1 protein-coding gene and 1 pseudogene are annotated in these 1,175 nt (G+C 68.3%); both read right to left on the bottom strand.

Going from position 1 to position 1,175, the window contains the following annotated elements:
- Positions 1-855, bottom strand: a pseudogene (locus ACFOM9_RS14330) (hypothetical protein); the annotation flags it as partial.
- A 130-nt stretch (positions 856-985) separates the two neighbouring features.
- On the bottom strand, positions 986-1,175 hold a 190-nt coding region (locus ACFOM9_RS14325; protein ID WP_386712295.1), incomplete at its 5' end, for a hypothetical protein.

Raw genomic sequence — 1,175 nt, 5'->3', positions numbered from 1 at the left:
TACGGCGGGCCGGCCACCGCCGGCAATGGCCGCTTCCGCGTCCACGACCTGCTCTTCCACCATGGCCAGCGCCAGGGTGCAGTAGTTCTGGTTGCCGGTGATCTGGAACATGATCGCCGCTTCGCTCGCAGCGAATCCATAGCCGCGATTGCCGTTGACGGCGCTGTCCACCCAGGACTTGAAGCTGGTGTATGTCTGCGAGTGCGTGTCGATGTAAGACAGGTTGGGACTCAAACCAACCCGGGTTGCCCCTGACATGCCGGAAGTGCCCGGCGCCGAGTCGCGCACGGTGGCATGCGGCGGGGTCGCGACCGGTGCACCGGCATCGGGTTGCTGGACTGCAAGGGCGGCGCCGATCGGACGATCGCCGAGCAGGCGCGCAATACGGCTTGCCGCGTTCGCCTTCACCACCGGTGCGCGATGTTCCACCGGCGACATCCAGCTCGGCCACGACAGTCCAAACACGCGCGGCGCGTCGGCGGCGGGTTCCGCGGCAGCTTGCGGCGCCGTCGATGCCCGGTGCCGTCTTGCGGCGAGCGCGGCGGTCACGGGCATGGCCCGGCCTGCGGCGTGGGGCGCGACGAGCGCAGGGGCAGGGGTGGCCGCCATCGACTGGAGCGGAACCGCTTGCGCTCCTGGAAGTGCGCGCGAGGCGGACGCCGCCAGGTGCGCGCTGGGGGCATCGGCGTTGCCCGATGCGTCCACCATGATCAGGATGCCTCCCATGAGGCCGGTCGCAAAAAGGGCGGCGGCCAGGGGAAGCAGGCGTCGGGATGCCCGGCGCCGTGCGTGATGGACGGTCGAATCAGGTGCGTGCAAGGGAATCCCCTCGCCATGCGTGGGTACGGGCAGCAACGGGGGTTGCCGCTCCAGGCGCCCTCCCTGGGCCACACGCAAGGCTGGAGCGGACTATAGAGCCATTCAGGCAGGCCGCCCGCCGAGGATGTCAATTTGGGACGTTATTCACCAAATATTGACATCGGGTTCAGTTTTCGTATAGCTCGATCACGTAGCCGGTTGTTCCGCCGCTGACATCGATTCTCCAGCCCTGCCGGAATTCGCCGCGATCGGTCTGGCGCCAGTCGTGGAGCCGGATGACCGCTCCTGCCGGCTCGAGCACGCGCACGTGCAGGCGCCCGGCATTGGCCTCGCGGCCATTGACCGTGGGCTGGACG

Origin of the sequence: Luteimonas notoginsengisoli, assembly GCF_042648885.1 — a bacterium.
GTDB classification, from domain to species: Bacteria; Pseudomonadota; Gammaproteobacteria; order Xanthomonadales; family Xanthomonadaceae; genus Luteimonas; species Luteimonas notoginsengisoli.
Note: the sequence above shows the minus strand (reverse complement) of the source record. Positions and strands in the feature narration are given on the sequence as shown.